Source organism: Pseudomonas germanica, from assembly GCF_019614655.1.
In the GTDB taxonomy this organism is placed as follows: Bacteria; Pseudomonadota; Gammaproteobacteria; order Pseudomonadales; family Pseudomonadaceae; genus Aquipseudomonas; species Aquipseudomonas neuropathica.
Map to the genome: position 1 here is coordinate 1,705,928 of NZ_CP071586.1, position 20,445 is coordinate 1,726,372.

At 59.3% G+C, this 20,445-nt stretch carries 17 protein-coding genes; 4 read left to right on the forward strand and 13 right to left on the reverse strand.

Going from position 1 to position 20,445, the window contains the following annotated elements:
• Positions 1 to 6 precede the first annotated feature (6 nt).
• Positions 7 to 921 (forward strand): LysR family transcriptional regulator, encoded by a 915-nt coding sequence (locus J0G10_RS07535; RefSeq protein ID WP_095049139.1) that lies wholly within the window; start codon positions 7 to 9, stop codon positions 919 to 921.
• A gap of 115 nt (positions 922 to 1,036) precedes the next feature.
• Here J0G10_RS07535 and J0G10_RS07540 read toward each other — a convergent pair whose 3' ends face one another.
• The 9 genes from J0G10_RS07540 to J0G10_RS07580 form a co-directional block, all read right to left on the reverse strand.
• A complete protein-coding gene (locus J0G10_RS07540) occupies positions 1,037 to 1,513 on the reverse strand; it encodes a DoxX family protein (RefSeq protein ID WP_095125618.1) in 477 nt (158 codons plus the stop codon).
• Positions 1,510 to 2,268 carry an HvfC/BufC N-terminal domain-containing protein gene (locus J0G10_RS07545; protein WP_220558238.1) on the reverse strand — a complete coding sequence of 253 codons (759 nt, stop codon included), beginning with the start codon at positions 2,266 to 2,268 and terminating at the stop codon, positions 1,510 to 1,512. The genes J0G10_RS07540 and J0G10_RS07545 overlap by 4 nt, the downstream gene beginning before the upstream one ends.
• A complete protein-coding gene (bufB, locus tag J0G10_RS07550) occupies positions 2,265 to 3,152 on the reverse strand; it encodes an MNIO family bufferin maturase (protein WP_095125616.1) in 888 nt (295 codons plus the stop codon). The genes J0G10_RS07545 and bufB overlap by 4 nt, the downstream gene beginning before the upstream one ends.
• Before the next feature lie 25 nt (positions 3,153 to 3,177).
• Positions 3,178 to 3,483, reverse strand: a complete 306-nt coding sequence (locus J0G10_RS07555) for a BufA1 family periplasmic bufferin-type metallophore (protein WP_095049143.1) — start codon at positions 3,481 to 3,483, stop codon at positions 3,178 to 3,180.
• A 293-nt stretch (positions 3,484 to 3,776) separates the two neighbouring features.
• A complete protein-coding gene (locus tag J0G10_RS07560) occupies positions 3,777 to 4,478 on the reverse strand; it encodes an ABC transporter ATP-binding protein (protein ID WP_008082262.1) in 702 nt (233 codons plus the stop codon).
• Positions 4,479 to 5,246 carry a high-affinity branched-chain amino acid ABC transporter ATP-binding protein LivG gene (gene livG, locus J0G10_RS07565; protein WP_041478028.1) on the reverse strand — a complete coding sequence of 256 codons (768 nt, stop codon included), beginning with the start codon at positions 5,244 to 5,246 and terminating at the stop codon, positions 4,479 to 4,481. It abuts the gene before it with no gap.
• Positions 5,243 to 6,499: a high-affinity branched-chain amino acid ABC transporter permease LivM gene (locus J0G10_RS07570; RefSeq protein WP_093438700.1), complete on the reverse strand. Its 1,257-nt coding sequence runs from the start codon at positions 6,497 to 6,499 to the stop codon at positions 5,243 to 5,245. Before J0G10_RS07570 ends, livG begins: the two co-directional genes overlap by 4 nt.
• A complete protein-coding gene (gene livH, locus J0G10_RS07575; RefSeq protein ID WP_007918526.1) occupies positions 6,496 to 7,419 on the reverse strand; it encodes a high-affinity branched-chain amino acid ABC transporter permease LivH in 924 nt (307 codons plus the stop codon). The genes J0G10_RS07570 and livH overlap by 4 nt, the downstream gene beginning before the upstream one ends.
• A 231-nt stretch (positions 7,420 to 7,650) precedes the next feature.
• Positions 7,651 to 8,778 carry a branched-chain amino acid ABC transporter substrate-binding protein gene (locus J0G10_RS07580; RefSeq protein WP_016986598.1) on the reverse strand — a complete coding sequence of 376 codons (1,128 nt, stop codon included), beginning with the start codon at positions 8,776 to 8,778 and terminating at the stop codon, positions 7,651 to 7,653.
• A 352-nt stretch (positions 8,779 to 9,130) separates the two neighbouring features.
• Between J0G10_RS07580 and J0G10_RS07585 the strand changes: the two genes are divergently transcribed.
• Positions 9,131 to 9,451, forward strand: a complete 321-nt coding sequence (locus J0G10_RS07585) for a DUF2288 domain-containing protein (protein ID WP_095125615.1) — start codon at positions 9,131 to 9,133, stop codon at positions 9,449 to 9,451.
• Between the two features lie 290 nt (positions 9,452 to 9,741).
• Here J0G10_RS07585 and J0G10_RS07590 read toward each other — a convergent pair whose 3' ends face one another.
• Positions 9,742 to 11,940, reverse strand: coding sequence for a hypothetical protein (locus tag J0G10_RS07590; RefSeq protein WP_095049146.1), 2,199 nt, complete (start codon positions 11,938 to 11,940; stop codon positions 9,742 to 9,744).
• A 194-nt stretch (positions 11,941 to 12,134) separates the two neighbouring features.
• Between J0G10_RS07590 and J0G10_RS07595 the strand changes: the two genes are divergently transcribed.
• Positions 12,135 to 13,031, forward strand: a complete 897-nt coding sequence (locus J0G10_RS07595; protein ID WP_176471292.1) for an NAD(P)-dependent oxidoreductase — start codon at positions 12,135 to 12,137, stop codon at positions 13,029 to 13,031.
• On the opposite strand, the gene J0G10_RS07600 is transcribed toward J0G10_RS07595, so the two are convergent.
• Together J0G10_RS07600 and J0G10_RS07605 are read right to left on the reverse strand one after the other, a co-directional pair.
• A complete protein-coding gene (locus J0G10_RS07600) occupies positions 12,922 to 15,204 on the reverse strand; it encodes a putative bifunctional diguanylate cyclase/phosphodiesterase (protein ID WP_220558239.1) in 2,283 nt (760 codons plus the stop codon). The two genes, J0G10_RS07595 and J0G10_RS07600, sit on opposite strands and share 110 nt — an antisense overlap.
• A gap of 149 nt (positions 15,205 to 15,353) precedes the next feature.
• Positions 15,354 to 15,722 (reverse strand): YkgJ family cysteine cluster protein, encoded by a 369-nt coding sequence (locus tag J0G10_RS07605; protein ID WP_034155003.1) that lies wholly within the window; start codon positions 15,720 to 15,722, stop codon positions 15,354 to 15,356.
• Positions 15,723 to 16,023: 301 nt separating this feature from the next.
• On the opposite strand from J0G10_RS07605, the gene J0G10_RS07610 reads away from it, so the two are divergent.
• On the forward strand, positions 16,024 to 17,373 hold the full coding sequence (locus J0G10_RS07610) for a spinster family MFS transporter (protein ID WP_220558240.1): 1,350 nt from the start codon (positions 16,024 to 16,026) through the stop codon (positions 17,371 to 17,373).
• 186 nt (positions 17,374 to 17,559) lie between these two features.
• Here J0G10_RS07610 and rapA read toward each other — a convergent pair whose 3' ends face one another.
• Entirely contained in the window at positions 17,560 to 20,406 is a 2,847-nt protein-coding gene (gene rapA, locus J0G10_RS07615) for an RNA polymerase-associated protein RapA (protein WP_220558241.1), read from the reverse strand.
• Positions 20,407 to 20,445 lie beyond the last annotated feature (39 nt).

The window sequence follows — 20,445 nt, forward strand, 5'->3', positions numbered from 1 at the left end:
CAATCCATGAGCGAAATGGATGATCTGGCGGCGTTCGCGGTGTTGATCGAAGCGGGCAGTTTCACTTTGGCGGCGCAGCAGTTGGGTTGCAGCAAGGGCCAGTTGTCCAAACGCATCAGCCAGCTCGAAGCGCAGTTTTCCGTTGTGTTGCTGCAACGCACCACCCGGCGCTTGAGCCTGACTGCGGCGGGCGCTGCGTTACTGCCGCAGGCGCAGGCGCTTGTAGTCCAGGTCGAAAAAGCGCGTCAGGCATTGGCGCGATTGAAGGACGATATGGCCGGACCGGTGCGTATGACCGTGCCGGTGTCGCTGGGCGAAACCTTCTTTGATGGTCTGTTGTTGGAGTTCTCGCACAAATACCCCGAGGTGCAGATCGAGCTTGAGTTGAATAACAGTTACCGCGATTTGTCTCGGGACGGGTTTGATCTGGCGATCCGTAGCGAAGTGGCCAACGACGAGCGACTGGTCGCCAAACCGTTACTGGCATGGCAGGAAATGACCTGCGCGAGCCCGGCTTACCTCGAACGCTTCGGTGAACCGTTGACCCCGCAGGCACTGGCCGAGCATCGGTGCTTACTCAACAGCCACTACAGCGGGCGTGAGGAATGGCTTTATCACCAGCAACACGAATTGCTGCGGGTGCGGGTGTCGGGACCGTTTGCCAGCAACCATTACAACTTGCTGAAGAAAGCCGCGCTTAGCGGTGCCGGTATCGCGCGACTGCCTTCCTACTTGCTGCAAGCGGAATTGGCTGACGGTCGATTGCGCTGGCTCCTGCGCGATTTTCAGACCCGGCGCATGCCGATGTACCTGGTGCATCCGTATCAGGGCGGACTGCCGAAGCGCACGCAAGTACTCGCTGACTATCTGATCGGCTGGTTCAGACGCAGCGGTGAGGCGCTGGATCGCCTCCAGCGCTGATCATATGAACATAAACCCCATGTAGGAGCTGCCGAAGGCTGCGATCTTTTGATTTTTTTTTTTTCAAAGCAAGATCAAAGGATCGCAGCCTTCGGCAGCTCCTACAGGTCGGCGTTCAGTTGGCGAAATGGCGGGCGATCAGATGATCAATCGACAACTTGCCCGGCCCCGTCGCCATCAGGTACAGCAACACCGCCGCCCAGGTGCCGTGGGTCGGATAGGCATCGGGATACACAAACAGTTGAATGGTCAGGGTCATCCCCAACAGCGCCAACGCCGAAAAACGCGTAGCGAAGCCGATCAGAATCAGCAGCGGAAAAAAGTGCTCGGCGAACGCGGCCATGTGCGCGGCAATCTCTGGCGACAATAACGGCACGTGGTATTCGCTCTTGAACAACGGAATCGTCGAGTCGGCCAGACGTGGCCAGCCGAGTTGAAAAGTGCCGTCAATCAAATCAATGGCCAAACCTTCAACCTTGGTCTGTCCTGACTTCCAGAACACCGCGGCAATCGAGAAACGCGCAATGAACGCGATCAGGCTGTGGGGGATTTTTTCCAGCAGCGCAATGGCGCGGGTGATGAGCGTTTTCATGGCAGTTCCTTGTTATTCAAGTGGGTAATGGCGTTGTGCGCGATCAGCAAGCCAAGGGTTTGCGCGAGGTCGAACTCAGGGCTGTTTTCCGCCGCTTTCAGCAGTGGCTGGCCATCGATCAGGTTGCGGATAAACGTACTGGCGCCGGGGTCAACGGCAAACACTTCGACGTCCAGGCCATTGCGCAATACCAGCGCGTGTTGCCTTTGGTTGATGTCGATGTCCTCCAGTGTCGCGTCGTGTTGATGTGCGCCCCAGATCGCCACCACGGCATAGGTTGAGTCGAGCAGGTGCAGGGAGGGATGAAGGTCGAGGCGCAGCTCACTCAGCGTTTGCGCATCAGTCAGTGCTGCCGTGATTTCTTCTGGCCGGACGGGCAGGGCGTCGGCGGCGTGATAGGCGAGGGTGCGCAGGTGCTCAAGGCGCGCCACGTCGGCCAGATAAGGCACGCTGCCGGCCGGTTCAAACGCTGCAATGAAGTCCGCCAATTGTTCGCCGTAGCGGCTCATCAACCGACTTTGCGGCGGTTGCTGTTGTACGAAAACGGCCGCCATGGCGCGGAAGAATTCTTCGCCCACCAATTGCGCAACCACCGGATAGCTGTCGCCCAACGCATTGCTCAGCGAGCCCTGCACGTTGTTGCGATACACCGCGAAACGGCTCGCCGGATCAGCGCCGTTGGCACTGCACAGACCTTCGGGGCAGGGCAGCCGCGTGTCGATGAGCGCAGCCGCGAAAGCGCGTTGAGTGCTCATGTGCGGCCTCCGGCATCGCGCAAAAGCGCATCAGCCTGTTGCGCCTCGGACAGCAGCACCGTGAACGCCGGCACTTGATTGTCGCGTTCGATCAATGTCGCCACCGGGCCGGTGCGCTGCAGCACTTGCCGGTACAAACCCCAGACGGCTTGATCGATCGGCGCGCCGTGATCATCGATCAGCAAACGGTCGCCGAGGCTGTCGCTATCTTCGGCAAAACCGGCCAGGTGAATCTCGCCGACCCTGTGCAGGGGCAGGGCATCGAGATACGCCAACGGATCACGCTGATGGTTCACGCAGGAAACGTAGACATTGTTGACGTCGAGCAACAGGCCACAGCCGCAGCGGCGAATGACCTCTGCGATGAAGTCTGCCTCATCGATCGTCGAGCGCTCGAACGCCAGATAGGTTGCCGGATTCTCCAGCAGCATGGGTCGTTGGAGGGTGTTCTGCACCTGATCGATATGTTCGCAGACGCGGTTCAGCGTCGGCGTGTCATAGGCCAGTGGCAGCAGGTCATTGAGAAACACCGGGCCGTGGCTCGACCAGGCCAGATGCTCGGAAAAGGATTGCGGTTGATAGCGCCGAATCAGTTCGGCGAGGCGCTTGAGGTGCTGTTCATCCAGCGGCTCTTCAGCACCGATGGACAAGCCGACACCGTGCAGCGACAGCGGATACTGCTCGCGGATCAAACCGAGAAAATGATGAAACGGACCGCCGGCCACCATGTAGTTTTCGGCGTGGACTTCGAAGAAGCCGATGTCCGGTTGTGAGCCGAGCACTTCACGAAAGTGCCCGGTCTTGAGTCCCAGCCCGGCACGGGGCGGGAGCCCGGAGAGGGCTGCCTGAGTGCGGGGTTGGGCATGGTCATTGAGGGTGAGCATGATCGTCACTCAGGCAGTTCGCGGATCAGGACTTGGCTTTGAACGCTTCCATCTGACCGAAACCGGTCGGCGAGGTCTTGCTCTCGGTGGTGGCGCAGGTGCCTTTCGGAACGAGTTTCCAGGCGTTGGCTTGGTAGTCCGTTTTCGACGTGCCGGCACAAGTGGTGCCTGCGCCTGCGGCGCAATCGTTGTGACCTTTCATGGCCACGCCGAAGCATTTTTCCATGTCGGCGTCAGCGGCGTGGACGGTCGATACAGCAGCCATGCTCAGGGCAGAACCGAGGGCCAGAACCAGGGCAGTGGCGGACAGGGTGCGAGTGGTAGCAGTCATGATGTTTCTCCAGTCTTGTTCAGGGTTTTTACAAGCGCGGTTGCGCTTGCTTACCCCTCTAGAGAAACGCGGTAGGGTTACGTTACAGCCCCCTCAAAATCTTTTTGAAAAAATGCAAATACCTGTAGGAGTGAGCCTGCTCGCGATGGCGTCGTGTCAGACGCCGATGATGTTGAATGACACTACGCCATCGCGAGCAGGCTCACTCCTACAAGGGATTTTTGGAGAATCTGAAAATCGTACAGGCACAAAAAAAACGGCCCGAAGGCCGTTTTTTTGTTGGGCGAAACACATCAACCGCCGAGGTACGCCTCGCGTACTTTCGGGTCGGTCAGCAGCGCTTCACCGGTGCCTTGCATGACCACACGGCCGTTCTCCAGAACGTAGGCGCGGTCAGCGATTTTCAGCGCCTGGTTGGCGTTCTGCTCGACCAGGAACACCGTCACACCATCCTTGCGCAGCATTTCGATGATGTCGAAAATCTGCTGGATGATGATCGGTGCCAGGCCCAGCGACGGCTCGTCGAGCAGCAGCAGTTTCGGCTTGCTCATCAGCGCACGGCCGATGGCGAGCATTTGCTGTTCGCCGCCGGACATGGTGCCGCCGCGCTGGTTGAAGCGTTCTTTCAGGCGCGGGAACAGGCCGAGCACCTTGTCCATTTGTTCCTGATAGTCGCCCTTGTCGGTGAAGAAGCCGCCCATGGAGAGGTTTTCTTCAACGGTCAGACGGGCGAATACCCGACGACCTTCCGGCACCACGGCGATGCTCTTGCGCATGATCTGCGACGAGTCCTGGCCGACCAGTTCCTCACCCATGTAGCGGATGCTGCCGCTGTGCGCTTGCGGTGAACCGCAGAGCGTCATCAGCAGCGTGGACTTGCCGGCACCGTTGGCGCCGATCAGGGTCACGATCTCGCCCTGACGGACTTCGACGTTGACGCTGTGCAGGGCCTGGATCTTGCCGTAGAAGGTGGAAACGTTTTCGAACTGCAGCATTTACGCTTCCCCCAGGTAGGCTTTGATCACTTCAGGATTGTCGCGGATCTGTTCCGGTGTGCCGTCGGCCAGAGGCGTGCCCTGGTTGATCACGACGATGTGGTCGGAAATGCTCATGACCAGTTTCATGTCGTGTTCGATCAGCAGCACGGTGACGTTGTGCTCTTCACGCAGCACGCCGATCAGCGCCTTGAGGTCTTCGGTTTCCTTCGGGTTCAGACCGGCCGCCGGTTCGTCGAGCATGAGGATCCGTGGACGGGTCATCATGCAGCGAGCGATTTCCAGACGCCGTTGCTGACCGTAGGCCAGGGTGCCGGCGGTACGGTTGGCGAACTCTTTGAGGTTGACCTTTTCCAGCCAGTACTCGGCAAATTCCATGGCCTCGCGCTCGCTTTTGCGGAACGCCGGGGTCTTGAACAGACCGGCCAGGAAGTTGGTGTTCAGGTGACGGTGCTGGGCGATCAACAAGTTTTCGACCGCGGTCATGTCCTTGAACAAGCGCACGTTCTGGAAGGTGCGCACCACGCCTTTGAGGGCGATCTTGTGGCCCGGCAGGCCTTGGATCGGCTCGCCGTCCAGCAGGATGCTGCCGCCGGTGGGCTGATAGAAACCGGTCAGGCAGTTGAACACAGTGGTCTTGCCCGCGCCGTTCGGCCCGATCAATGCAACCACTTGTTTTTCTTTGACGGTCAGGGCCACACCGTTGACCGCCAGCAAGCCGCCGAAGCGCATGCTCAGGTTTTCGACTTTAAGGATCTCGCGGCTCATTTTCGCAACTCCATGTGTGGGCGTTGCATCGGCAGCAGACCTTGTGGACGCCAGATCATCATCAACACCATCAGGGCACCGAACATCAACATGCGGTACTCACTGAACTCACGCATCATTTCCGGCAACAGGATCATCACCACGGCCGCGAGAATCACGCCCAGTTGCGAGCCCATGCCACCCAGCACGACGATGGCGAGGATGATCGCCGACTCGATGAAGGTGAACGACTCCGGCGTCACCAGACCCTGACGTGCAGCGAAGAAGCTACCGGCGAAACCGGCGAACGCAGCGCCGAGGGTGAAGGCGGACAGCTTGATGATCGTCGGATTCAGCCCCAGCGCACGGCAGGCGATTTCGTCTTCACGCAGCGCTTCCCAGGCACGGCCGATCGGCATGCGCAGCAGGCGGTTGATGACGAACAGTGCGGCCAGTGCCAGCAACAGGGCAACGAGGTAGAGGAAGATCACCTTGTTGATCGAGTTGTATTGCAGACCGAAATACTCGTGGAAGGTTTGCATGCCTTCCGCGGCCTTACGTTCGAAGGTCAGGCCGAAGAACGTCGGTTTCTCGATGTTGCTGATGCCGTTCGGGCCACCGGTGATGTCGGTCAGGTTACGCAGGAACAGACGGATGATCTCGCCGAAGCCGAGGGTTACGATCGCTAGATAGTCACCGCGCAAACGCAGCACCGGGAAGCCCAGCAGGAAACCGAACGTCGCCGCCATCAGGCCGGCAATCGGCAGGCAGATCCAGAAGCTCAGGCCGTAGTAGTGCGACAGCAGCGCGTAGCTGTAGGCGCCGACGGCGTAGAAGCCGACGTAACCGAGGTCAAGCAGACCGGCCAGACCTACGACGATGTTCAGGCCGAGGCCGAGCATCACGTAGATCAGGATCAGCGTCGCGATGTCCACCGCGCCACGCGAGCCGAAGAACGGCCACACCAGCGCCACCAGGATCAGCGCAATGATGAAATAGCGCTGGGTGGTCGGCAGGGTCAGGAAGTTGCTGGCCTTGGCCGGAATCAGCGGCAAGCCCGGCGAGGATCGCCAGGCCTTGCTGATCTGCTGATTGAACAGCACGCGCAGGAACATCAGTACCGAGCAGATGGCGATGGTCGCCAGCACGGCCGGGCTGGTGTTGTGCACTTCCAGGTTGATGCCGACGATGGTCAGTTTCAGACCGAGTACCGGGTAGGCCACGGCCCACACCAGCAAAGCGCTGAACAGCGCCTGTTTAAGATTCCTAGTCATACTTTCTCAACCTCCGGACGGCCCAGAATGCCGGTCGGACGGAACAACAGCACCAGAACCAACAGGCCGAAAGCCACGACGTCCTTGTACTGGTCGCCGAAGATATCGGCACCAAAGGCTTCCGCCACCCCAAGCACCAGCCCGCCGAGCATGGCGCCGGGGATGCTGCCGATACCGCCCAGTACCGCTGCGGTGAAGGCTTTGAGGCCGACGAGGAAACCGGCGTTCGGGTTGATTACGCCGTACTGCATGCTCAGCAGCACAGCCGCAACGGCCGCCAGCGCGGCACCGATGACGAAGGTCAGGGCAATGATGTTGTTGGTGTTGATGCCGAGCAGGTTGGCCATCTTGATGTCTTCGGCGCAGGCGCGGCAGGCGCGACCCAGGCGAGAGCGGGAGATGAACAGGGTCAGGCCGAGCATGGCGATCAGGGTCACCACGAACACCACGATCTGCATGTAGGAAATCAGCACTTCTTGTGCGCCACCTGGGCCGAAGGCAATGTTGCCCGGAATCAGGTTGGGGATAGCTTTGTCCTTGGAGTCTTGCGCCAGCAGAACGGTGTTCTGCAGGAAGATCGACATACCGATTGCGGAAATCAGCGGGATCAGACGGTTGCTGCCGCGCAACGGGCGGTAGGCAATGCGTTCGATGCTGTAACCGTAGGAACTGGTGACGACGATGCTGGCGATAAACGCTGCGGTCATCAACAGCGGGACACTGTCGAGTCCCATCATGGTCAGCCCGGCGATGGCGATGAACGCCACGTAGGAACCGATCATGTACACCTCGCCGTGGGCGAAGTTGATCATTCCAATGATGCCGTAGACCATCGTGTAGCCGATGGCGATCAGGGCATACATGCTGCCAACGTTCAGGCCGTTAACCAGCTGTTGGAAGAAGTGATAGATGTCAGGCATTACAGCGCTCCTAAAAACCTGATACGCATTTCACTGGTGGAGTCATTTTCCCGCCCGGCCCCGTGGATCTTTATCCACTTCGAATCCGGGTTTTGCCAGCGAACCGCTGATGACGGTTTTGAGATTTTCAGGTGGGGAGACTGGCGGATCACGCCAGCGCGGCCCAATACATTCGTAAAACAAAGCCCACGGCACGCCGTGGGCTTTATTGGCAGTCAGTCAGGCAGCGCCTTACTGAGGTGACACTTCGGTTTTCGGCTTGCCGTTGTGCCACTCGTAGACTACGAATTTGAAGTCTTTCAAGTCGCCCTTGGCGTCGAAGCTCAGATCGCCAGTAGGCGTCTTGAAGGTACCGGCATGAATGGCTTCAGCCACTTTGGTCGCGTCTTCGGACTTGGCTGCCTTGATGCCTTCGGCAATCACTTCAACCGCCGAGTAGGAAGGGAACACGAACGGGCCGCTCGGATCTTCTTTCTTCGCCTTGAAAGCATCAGCCAGGGCAATGTTGGCTGGATCCTGGTCGAAGGATTTCGGCAGGGTCACCAGCAGGCCTTCGGCCGCGTCTTTGGCGATCTGGGTGATCGAGTCGTTACCCACGCCTTCCGGACCCATGAACTTGGCTTTCAGGCCTTTTTCCTGGGCTTGACGCAGGATCAGACCCAGCTCCGGGTGGTAGCCGCCGTAGTAAACGAAGTCGACGTTGGCTTGTTTGAGTTTGGCGATGATCGCCGAGAAGTCTTTGTCGCCGGCGTTGACGCCTTCGAACACGGCAACCTTGGTGCCTTTCTTCTCGAGGGTCGATTTCACAGCGGTGGCGATGCCTTCACCGTACTGCTGTTTGTCGTGCAGCACGCCAACGATTTTCGGTTTGACGTGATCGGCAATGTAGTTACCGGCGGCAGGGCCCTGGGCGCTGTCCAGACCGATGGTGCGGAAGATCATTTTGTAACCACGGGCGGTGATGTCCGGGCTGGTGGCAGCCGGGGTGATCATGATCACGCCTTCGTCTTCGTAGATGTCCGAAGCCGGTTGAGTGGAGCTGGAGCACAGGTGACCAACCACGAACTTGACGCCGTCGTTGACGACCTTGTTCGCGACCGCTACCGCTTGTTTCGGATCGCAGGCATCGTCGTATTCAACGGCTTCGAGCTTCTTGCCGTCGACACCGCCCTTGGCGTTGATTTGCTCGATGGCCATTTTCGCGCCACTGAACTGCATGTCGCCGTACTGGGCTACAGGACCGGTTTTAGGACCGGCGATACCGATTTTGATGGTGTCAGCTGCGAACGAATGGCTGGCAACCCCGGCCAGAACCATAGCGGCAAACAGTTTGGAAATCTGCTTAGTAGCCTTAGTCATAGTGCTCCACTCTTACTGTTGTAATTTTTTTGAGTTCTGGCGCCGTAGCAGCAGAACCGGGTCAGATATCTTTGCGATACCCTCCGGAAATGCCCCCGGCAACTGTACCGGTACAGTGTAGAGCGCCGGTTGTCAGCCTGGGAAGCGGGCGCCGAGGGGCAAAACTTCGGGGTGTCGCATTTTTGAATGAAAAAGACAGAATTGCGGCGGGGCGTTCGTGGGCATATATCCCAATCAGCAGCATTCCCTGGCGTTCCTGCTCTTTTCGTTCGGTGCAGCCATTTGCAACCGGGTTTTGCTGGCGGACCACCGACGTTATTATTCGCGTCGATTTCTTTTCCGGACAGCACCCATGAATCAAGAACCTAGCACCCTCTATGCCAAGCTGCTTGGTGAAACCGCATCTATTACCTGGAAAGAGTTGGAGCCGTTCTTCGCCAAGGGTGCCCTATTGTGGGTCGACCCTGCGCTGGATTTGATCGCCGCTGCCGAGGCCGTGGCGTCGGATGATGGCGAGAAAGTGGCTGCCTGGCTGGCCGAAGACAGACTCGCCAAGCTGTCTGAAACGCGGGCGCTGGATCTTTTCGAGCGCGATCCGTCGTTGTGGGCGGTGGTGGTTTCGCCGTGGATTATGATCCAGGAAAGGGCAGTCGCTGCTGACGTCGCACCGTGATAGTGCGACCAGCCATCAGCGAAAAGTGTGTAGCGGAGTAGCGTGATGGCACGTTGCCGTAGAGAAACACCACAAGCGCAGGCGGGCTCACGGTGACGTAAACGTAACGGGAACAGTTTAGTAAGCAGCCTAACGGCTGCTTAATTGTTTCTGGATATTGGAAAGGCCGAAATCTTCAGTGAATTTGAAGGCCTCTTCGCGAGCAGGCTCGCTCCCACATTTGGAATGTATTCCCCTGTGGGAGCGAGCCTGCTCGCGAATGGGGCGACTCGTTCTCAGATCAGATCAGATCAGACCGAGAACGACTTGCCGGTATGGTTATTGAGGGAAATAACCTTGGTCTTGCCAATCCGGTGACGGTAAATCTCGCGCAGGTACTTGATCGACTTCTTCACGCAATCACGCGACAAACGAATGTCGTTGATCGAGACAAACTTCTCTTTGTCGTTGATCAACTCGCGATACTTCTTCTCGTACATCGGTTTTATTGCATACCAGTTAGTGTCGAGGATCTTCGCCGGGTTCTCGAATTCGTTGAGCAGGTCGTCGATGCGGTCTTCGTCGAACTCTTCGTTGATGATGAAATCGAGGATCGAGTTGTCCAGGGTCTCGTCGAAACGGTACGGGTTCTTCGCGAAGCAGCGCTTGATAAACGCCACGATCAAGGTCAGGAAGTCATCCGACAGGCACGGGCTCTTCGCGATCAGGGTGGTCAGCGAGAGGTTGGCCGAGGCGCCGATCACCAGCGCGTAACGCTTGAGCGTGGTGTTGGGGAACAGGCTGTTGAGGTGAGTCTTCAACCGGTTCAGGTCCATGTACGACAGCTTGTAGTCTTTCGGCAACGAGACAATCGAGACCACCGACGAGCAGTTCTTGAAGAAGTGCAGGTCGTGCAGCGCGGCAGCGTCGTAGCCGGAATTCTTGTACTGCTCCAGCGAAGCGCGATAACGCTTGGACTCAATCGGCAACAGACTGATGCCTTCAATCGCCTGGGTGACTTTGTTGAAGTGCGGCAGGTCGATCGAGCGGAAGAACAGGTCGTCGATGTTCAGGCGCTGCGGCTCTTTGTCGAACACCTTGAACTTGTCGCTGCTCGGTGGCGGGGTTTCCGGCACCACCGATTCGGCGTAGGCAATTGCCACCGGGCCGGCCAGACTCATGAACAGGTCGTTGGCGTCGAGGCGAATGGTTTCGCCGATGTCGATGCCGGCGCGGCGGAAGTAGTTCTGGTCGTAGTCGGTGGTGACGGCCTGCGCTGTCAGAATGTTGAAGATCTGCTGCGAGATGTATTGATTGGCGTGCTTCTCCATCGCATTGACATCAATGTTCTGGATGTTGCCGTCATCGCTTTCTTCGGCGTAACGCATGATGTCGTTGGAGATCAGCATCATCGCGTTCCAAGGGCGGATACGGCCCATGACGCTGGCTTCGCTGCTGTCTTCATTGGCGAAGTTGTAGGAGAAATCCCACTCTTCCGAAAGATATTTGCACAGCAGGCGACCGGCGTTGATGTGCAGCGCCTCGGACATTTCGCTGCGGTGATCGGAGATGTTCGGCAGCACGCAGATGCCGCTGGTGAAGATCGGTTCGAACACGAACGAATGCCCGCTCTTGCCGTCATGCTCATCCATCGGCTTGGTGTCGAACGTCTTGTTCATGTACGAGTGCTGTTGGGCCAGACCGAACTCCGAAGCCATGCCGGAACCGGTACCGCCGCCGGCACTGAAGATCGAGAAATACAGGCGCGACTGGTTGGCCTTGATGCCGCAGCTGTCGATCAGGTACGAATGGATCATTTTCCAGTCAGGGCTAGAGAAGCGCTGGGTGTCCTTGTTGAGGATGATCTTCGCCAGGTACTGGCCGAGGATCGGCGCGTTACCGGCGCCACCGGCGTGGACTTCGGACAAGTCCATGATCTTCATTTTGCTGTAGTCGCGCAGGAAGCCGCTTTTCTCGCCCTTACGCGAGAAACGGATGCGCCCGGCGATGTCCTTGTCGAGGTCGCCGAGCATCACCAGCGGTTCGACCAGGAACACCGGTTTGGTCGATTTGTTCGGGCCGATCCGCAGGTTGTTCTTGATCCACTGGGCCGGGCTGTAGCCCTTGTCGGCCAGACGCCGATCTGCCGCGCGGTCTTCGTTGTTGAATTCGTTGAGGTAAAACTTGCGCGCGTTGTACACCAGCTCCGCGACATCGAGCGCGATGTTGGAGCCGCAGCGACCGAGGCCGATCAGGCACACAGACGGGAATTCCTGGTCGTTGTGCTGTTCGTTATCGCCTTCCAGGTGCGGCGGGCGCGGGAACACCAGATCACGCAAACCGTCGAGGTTGTCGAGGATGCGGTCGGTATTGGTTTCGGTGAAGTACAGGTATTGCTGAGTCGACAGCGGGCGCGACGGCAGCAATGGCTTCGACGGTGACGGGCTGTTGGCGGCGGGGCTCAAAGTCAGATCGGATACCGCAGTGGCGGGATTGTTTTTAGAAGTCATTGTGCGCCATATACCTGGACTGGGTTGGCTCGTGGGCTTTTGCCTGCGAACCTCACGGAATAAGATCTCGCGTCTTTGTGCGCGAATTGAGCCCGAGCATCAGGTTTTTGGCCTGACTGTCGCTGGGGGGAATCCTTTCCTGATCGTTGATGAATCGGCCATTATTCGGCGATCTTTAATCGAAAAGAGGCAAAATGATGTCAACGCTACCTTCGTTGGGGTTCGCCGGAATCGGTCTGATGGGCCTGCCCATGTGCCGGCGTTTGTTGGCGGCGGGTTATCCGCTGACCGTGTGGAACCGCAACCCGGCCAAGTGCGCGCCATTGGTCGAGGCCGGCGCGCGACAGGTAGCGAGCCCCGCTGAACTGTGCGAACACGCTGACGTGGTGATGCTGTGTCTGGCCGATACGGCGGTGGTTCGCGAGGTGGTGTTTGGCCCTGTTGGTGTTGCCGAAGGCGCGAAGAGAGGCCAGTTGCTGGTGGATTTTTCCAGTCTTGAGCCGACCGCCACGCGCGAGATGGCCACAGAACTGGCGGAGAAAACCGGCATGGCCTGGTTGGACTCACCGGTGTCCGGTGGCGTGGTGGGTGCCGAGGCGGGCAGTCTGGCAATCATGGTCGGTGGTGACGCTGCGGATCTTGAGCGGGTGCGCCCGGTGTTGCTCAATCTCGGTCAGCGCGTCACGCACATGGGCGGCATCGGTGCGGGGCAGGTGACCAAGGCCTGCAATCAGATGATCGTCGCCTGCAACGCGCTGGTGATTGCCGAGGTGGTGGCGCTCGCCGAGCAAGCGGGGGTCGATGCGAGCCTGATCGCCGAAGCGCTGGCCGGTGGTTTTGCCGACTCCAAACCGTTGCAGATCCTCGCCCCGCAAATGGCTGACAGCCGTTTCGAACCGATCAAATGGCACGTGCGCACATTGCTCAAGGATCTCGACACCGCCGTCAAATTCTCCCGCGAACAGGGTTCGGCGACGCCGATCAGCGGATTGGCCGCACAACTGATGCGCCTGCATGGGGCGCAAGGCTATTTGGCGCAGGATCCAGCGACACTGGTGCAAATGTACCGCGCGCCAGAATCAGCGGATTGACCGTGTGTGAATGCTTGCGCTGATTGATTTCTTCCAGCACCGGGCGCAACTCGTCCAGCGGCACGGGGCGACTGAGCAGGTAACCCTGGATGAAATCGCAGCCCGAGCGTTCAAGGAATTCGTACTGCTCCAGACTTTCCACGCCTTCGGTCACCACCTGTAAATGCAGGGTGTGCGCCATAACGATGATCGCCTGGACGATCTCCATGTCGGCGGTCGCCGTGGGAATGTCGAGGATAAACGAGCGGTCGATTTTCAGGGTGTTGAGCGGCAGGCGTTTGAGGTAGGCCAGCGAGGAATAACCGGTGCCGAAGTCGTCGATCGACAACGACACACCGAGCGCACGAATCTGACGCAGCAGCACCAGGGTGTTGGCAATGTTGCCCATCAACGCGTTTTCGGTGACTTCCAGTTCCAGCCGTCCCGGCGCCACCCCGGCGGTGCGTAATGCGCTTTCGATTTCCGTGGCCAGTTCTTCCCGGGTGAGGTTGAGCGGAGAGCAGTTCCAGGCAATTTTCAGTTCTTCGCAGCCATGCCGCGAGAGTTCGCCCAGATCCTTGCAGGCCCGGCGCAGCACCCAATTATCCAGTTCGGCAATCAGGCCATTATTTTCGGCGATAGAGATAAAGCGATCCGGGGTCAGCAACCCGTGCAGTGGATGCTGCCAGCGGATCAGTGCTTCAAGCTTGGTGACGCGGCCGGTCTTCAGTTCGAAGATTGGTTGGTAATACAGCGTCAGGCCGTTTTCTTCGCGCAAAGCGTGGCGCAATTCTTCCTCCAGTTGCAGCTCGAAGCTGGCGCGGGTCTTGAGGTTGGAACTGAAAAAATGCAGGCCGTTGCGCCCCGCGCCTTTGGATTGATACAGCGCCAGATCCGCGTGTTTGAGCAATTCTTCGCAGGTGCTGCCATCCTCCGGAAACAGACTGATGCCGATGCTGGTGGTCATCACCATGCGGCGTCCGGCCAGTTCGATCGGCTCCTTCATCTTGAGCATGATGCGCTGGGCCATGTTGCGGGCTTCTTCGCGGTCACGCAGATTGATGAGGATGCAGAACTCGTCGCCGCCGAAACGCGCGACCACGTCTTCATGGCTGCGCACCGAGCCTTTGATGTGCTGGGCGATGACTTTGAGCAGTTCGTCACCGGCGTCATGGCCGAGGCTGTCGTTGATCCGCTTGAAGTGGTCGATGTCGAGAAACATCACCGCGAGCATGCCGCCCTCGGTGGCTTTCTGGCAGAGTTTCTCGGCGAAGATCTGGTTGAACCCGCGGCGGTTGATCAGGTTGGTCAGGGCGTCGTAGTTGGCCGCTTGTTGCAGCGACATGCGCGCCTGATCGAGCTGGCTGAGCAGGGCGTTGACGCGGCGCAGGTCCTCTTCTTTGTTCTGCAGTTTCTTGTCGGCCAGCGCCGCACTGATCGCACTGCCAAGGATCAGCAGGATGATCAGCGCCACGGTCAGGCCCAGTTGCAGATGCCCGTTATCGCCGCCGCTCGCTGTCAGGCCTCCCTCGGGAAGAACCAGATCCAGCGCAGCCATGCCGGTGAAATGCATGCTGATGATGCCAGCGCCGAGAATCAGCGCAGCGCCGTACTTGAGCAACTGATGCGCCACGCCGCTGCCTTCGCTCAGATAGCGGGCCACACACAGCGCGGCGAAACTGGCGCCGATGGCGATCGCCACAGACAGCGCGAACAGTCCTGGCTGATAGTAGGCGGTGGCGCTCGACTTCATCGCCGCCATGCCAACGTAATGCATGCCGGCGATGCCCAGGCCGATGACAAACGCGGTTTTCAAGCAATGCAACGCACTCGGCTGCGCTTCGCTCAAAGTTTGCATGGCCAGCCAAGAGGCGAGCAGGGCGATCAGCAACGAGAAAAGGGTGATACCAAGGTCGTACTGAATGTCGATCGGTGTCTGGAAAGCCAGCATGCCGATAAAATGCATGGCCCAGATGCCGCCGGCCAGGCAGGTCGCGCCGATCCAGCGCCAGATCCGCCGCGATCCCGGATCTTCGGCATTTACAACGCGCTCAGCCATATCCAGGGTGGCGAAACTGGCTGCGCAGGCGACCAGATACGCAACCATCACCAGGAGAGGGTTGTGACTGCAATCGAGGATGACCTGCCCGCTCTCCGGCAGCTCGGCAACAAACTGCAAACCAAGCCACTCCATAGCATGCCCCGTCTCTGAAGTCGTCCCGAGTGCGCGTTGAACGCAGTTGAATGTCAGGAGTATAGAGGCCGATTTCGGCGTGCAAGCGGTAGTGGCACATTGGCGCTAATGATTTTGGCATTAGCGTCATAGCGATTGGCGCTAATAGCTTAAGCGATCTGTTCGAAAGGGATTTGCGCCCAATCGGGTTGCAGGGGCGGCAAGCCGAAACGCGCGCGGGCCTTATCGCAATCGACATTCTGCTCGCCGTTTTCCCACGACGACTCGAATTCGCGGCAGGGGCTGGAGCGCAGTTCATAAATCGAACACTTCACCTCGCTGCCGACTTCGCCGACCAACGCCGTGCAGCGCGGCGATTTGCAGTCGGTGCCGTTCATCGCCACCCGGCTGGGGCTGATCTGTGTGACCAGTTCATCAGGCACCGTGCCGCCGGAAGATGCGCACTCACCCCAAAAGAAAGACACGCGAAAATGGGAACAGCAGGCACCGCAATTCAGACACGGACTGACTTCAGACATGGGCGAGGGTATCAAAGGGATTGATCGGGAGATCCGGACGGATCCGGCGGCCATTCTAGGCTTTGCCGCAGACTTGGGAAGGGGGGCAGGAAACTATTTTTTTGTGGCAAGGTTTTGCCGCAAAAGCCCCGGTTTTCGGGGGATTTCAGGCTTATCAAGGGCTTACGTTTCGTTACAGTGCCATGGGTCGATATCAGGCAGACGAATGATCACAGACAGCCTTTGCGCGGCTGACTAGATTGCAGGTTCCGGGCTCGGATGCGGTGGCAGTGAAGCCCTATAACAATAAAGAGACGGACCCATGCAGAACTCGACCCAAGCGGCGAATGCCTGGCGCATTCTGTTCCTGCTGTTCCTCGCCAACCTGTTCAACTTTTTCGACCGCACCATTCCGGCGATCATCATCGAGCCGATCCGCATGGAATGGCACCTCAGTGACTTTCAACTGGGCATCGTCGGTACCGCATTCACCATTGTGTACGCGATTGCCGGACTGCCGCTGGGGCGGATGGCCGATACCGGTTCGCGCAGCAAGCTGATGGGCTGGGGCCTGGCGACGTGGAGTGCGCTGACGGCAGTCAATGGCCTGGTCGGCAGTTTCTGGAGCTTCCTGATCGTGCGCATGGGCATCGGCATCGGTGAAGCCAGTTATGCGCCGGCGGCCAACTCGCTGATCGGTGATTTGTTTCCTGCCCATCGTCGGGCGCGGGCGATGGGCATATTCATGCTCGGTTTGCCGTTAGGGCTGTTGTTGGCGTTTTTCACCATCGGGGCGATGGTCAAGGCGTTCGACAGCTGGCGTGCGCCGTTCTTTATTGCCGCAGTACCAGGGCTGATCCTGGCGATTTTCATGTTCTTCATTAAAGAGCCGAAGCGCGGGGCGGCGGAAACCGTGCAGGTTTCGCAAGAAAAGGTCGACAAGCCGATCCGGCGGATTCTGGCGGTGCCGACTTTTCTCTGGCTGGTGATGGCCGGGTTGTGCTTCAACTTTGCGACGTATGCCTGTAACTCGTTTTTGGTGCCGATGCTGCAACGCTATTTCCTCATGCCGTTGCAGGAAGCGGCGGTGGCCACCGGAGTTATCGTTGGCGTGACCGGGCTGGTCGGCTTGACCCTGGGCGGCTGGATTGCCGACAAAATTCACCAGCGTGTGGCCAACGGGAGACTGTTGTTTGCCGCGTTCAGCCTGATCATTTCAACGCTGTGCACGGCGTGGGCGCTGCACGCCGGGCGTATCGAGATCGGTGTATTCGTGGCGGTGTTTAGCGTCGGCTGGCTGTTCGCCTACAACTTCTACACCTGCGTTTATACGGCGATTCAGGACGTGGTCGAACCGCGCCTGCGAGCGACGGCGATGGCGTTGTTCTTTGCCGGGTTGTATCTGCTGGGCGGTGGTCTGGGGCCGGTGGTGGTGGGGGGCTTGTCGGATCATTTTGCGCACACGGCGATGCTGGCGGCGGGGGCGGAGCAGATGACCGAAGCGTTCAAGGCAGTCGGGCTGCATGATGCGATGTACCTGATTCCGGTGGCGCTGTTTTTGACCATGGTCTTTCTGTTTCTGGCGGCGCGGTGTTTTGTGCGCGATGCGCAGCGGATGAAGGAAGGGTTGGTGGCTGTGGTTGAGCCAGAGGTTGCAATAGCGACCGCATAGCCGTCATCGCTGGCAAGCCAGCTCCCACAGTGACCGAGTCGTACACATAATCTGTAAACGACCCGAAACCTGTGGGAGCTGGCTTGCCAGCGATGAGGCCATCAGCATCAGCTGAAAAATCACAGGCAAACAAAAAAGGCCCGCATCGCTGCGGGCCTTGTTGTTTTCAGCGCTGGAGCAGGGCGATTAACCCGCCACCAACACCCGAATCGCTTCCAGGCGCAACGCCGCTTTATCCAGCATCGCCAGACCCTGTTCACGCTGCTGGCGAAGCGCATCCAGTTCGCTGTCACGCACAGTCGTGTTGACCGCTTGCAACGCGGTCAGGCGCGCCAGTTCTTCGTCGGTGTCGGCTGCCAGACGGCGGCGGGCCTCGGCCACGCGCTCGGCGTGACGCGGGGCGATCTTGTCTTCACCGGCGTTGATCCGTGGCGTCAACTGATCGCGCTGGGCCTGGATGAACTTGTTGGCGCTGGCACGCGGCACGCTTTCCAGCTGATCGTTCAGCGTTTCAAACGATACCCGTGGCGACAGGTCGTTGCCGTTGGCGTCGAGCAGGCAGCGCAGGGCGGCCGGCGGCAGGTAACGGCCCAGTTGCAGCGAACGCGGCGCGACCACTTCGCTGACATACAGCAATTCCAGCAACACGGTGCCCGGCTTCAGGGCTTTGTTCTTGATCAGTGCGACAGCGGTGTTGCCCATCGAACCTGACAGCACCAGGTCCATGCCGCCCTGCACCATCGGGTGTTCCCAGGTGATGAACTGCATGTCTTCGCGCGACAGCGCCTGGTTGCGGTCGTAGGTGATGGTCACGCCTTCGTCGTCGCCCAGCGGGAAACTGGCGTCGAGCATTTTTTCGCTCGGCTTGAGGATCAGGGCGTTTTCCGAATGGTCTTCGCTGTCGATGCCGAACGCGTCGAACAGGGTTTCCATGTAGATCGGCAGGGCAAACTGATCGTCTTGCTCAAGGATGGCCTCGACCAGCGCTTCACCTTCGCCAGCGCCGCCGGAGTTCAGCTCCAGCAGACGGTCGCGACCGGTGTGCAGCTCGGCTTCCAGACGCTCACGCTCGGTGCGTGCTTCGTCGATCAGCGCTTGCCACTCGCTGTCGTCGGCTTCTTCGAGCAGCGGCAGCAGGCGCGGGCCGAACTGGTGCTGCAAGGCGTTGCCAGTCGGGCAGGTGTTGAGGAACGCGTTGAGCGCTTCGTGGTACCACTGGAACAGGCGCTCTTGCGGGCTGGTTTCCAGGTACGGTACGTGCAGTTCGATGATGTGTTTCTGGCCGATCCGGTCGAGACGACCGATACGCTGCTCGAGCAGGTCCGGGTGCGACGGCAGATCGAACAGCACCAGGTGGTGCGCGAACTGGAAGTTGCGACCTTCACTGCCGATTTCCGAGCAGATCAGCACTTGCGCGCCAAACTCTTCGTCGGCGAAGTAGGCGGCGGCGCGGTCACGCTCAAGGATGTTCATGCCTTCGTGGAACACCGTGGCCGGGATGCCGGAACGCACGCGCAGGGCGTCTTCCAGGTCCATCGCGGTTTCGGCGTGGGCGCAGATCACCAGCACCTTGGTGCGCTTGAGCATTTTTAGCTGATCGATCAGCCACTCGACACGCGGGTCGAATTTCCACCAGCGCTCTTCTTCGCTGGCGTCCGGCTGGGCCTGGAAGCTGACCTCCGGGTACAGCTCGGCGTGTTCGCCCAGCGGCAGTTCGAGGTATTCGTCCGGGCATGGCAGCGGGTACGGGTGCAGTTTGCGCTCCGGGAAACCCTGCACGGCGGCGCGGGTATTACGGAACAGCACGCGGCCGGTGCCGTGACGATCGAGCAGTTCACGCACGAGGCGCGCGCTGGCTTCGGTGTCGCCATCGTTGACAGCGGTCAGCAAGGCTTCGCCTTCGTTGCCGAGGAAACCCTGAATGGTTTTGTGCGCTTTGGCCGAGAGACGGCCCTTGTCGAGCAGTTCCTGAACGGCTTCGGCCACCGGGCGATAGTTCTCGCTCTCGGCGCGGAAGGCAGCCAGGTCATGGAAACGGTTCGGGTCGAGCAGGCGCAGACGGGCGAAGTGGCTGTCCTGGCCGAGTTGTTCCGGGGTGGCGGTGAGCAGCAGCACGCCCGGAATGACTTCGGCGAGTTGCTCGACCAGCGAATATTCCGCGCTGGCTTTCTCTTCGTGCCAGACCAGGTGGTGGGCTTCGTCGACCACCAGCAAATCCCAACCGGCAGCAAACAGTGCGTCTTGCGCCTTTTCGTCGTCGACCAGCCATTCCAGCGCGACCAGCGCCAGTTGGGTGTCTTCGAACGGGTTGGTGGCATCGCTTTCGATGAAACGTTCTTCGTCGAACAGCGCAACTTGCAGGTTGAAGCGGCGGCGCATTTCGACCAGCCACTGGTGCTGGAGGTTTTCCGGGACGAGGATCAGCACGCGGTTGGCGCGGCCCGAGAGCAGTTGGCGATGGATCACCAGACCGGCTTCGATGGTTTTACCCAGACCCACTTCGTCCGCCAGCAGAACGCGCGGCGCGATGCGGTCGGCGACTTCGCGAGCAATGTGCAATTGGTGCGCGATTGGCTGAGCGCGTACGCCACCCAGGCCCCAGAGCGACGATTGCAATTGGCGGCTGGTGTGTTCGAGGGTGTTGTAACGCAGCGAGAACCACGCCAGCGGGTCGATCTGCCCGGCGAACAGACGGTCGCTGGCCAGACGGAACTGAATGAAGTTCGACAGCTGGGTTTCCGGCAGGGTGACGGCTTCGTTCTGCCCGTTGAGACCGTGATAGACCATCAGCCCGTCGACGTCGTCGACTTGCTGCACGGTCATCTTCCAGCCTTCGAAGTGGGTGATGCTGTCGCCCGGCGAGAATCGCACGCGGGTCAGGGGCGCATTCCGTAGCGCGTACTGGCGGGTTTCGCCAGTGGCCGGGTAAAGCACGGTCAACAAGCGGCCGTCCTGTGCCAGAACGGTGCCTAAACCAAGCTCTGCTTCGCTGTCACTGATCCAGCGTTGCCCCGGTTGATACTGCTGCGCCATGCTGCCTGACTCCCACCTTGAAAAAGCGGGCTATCTTAA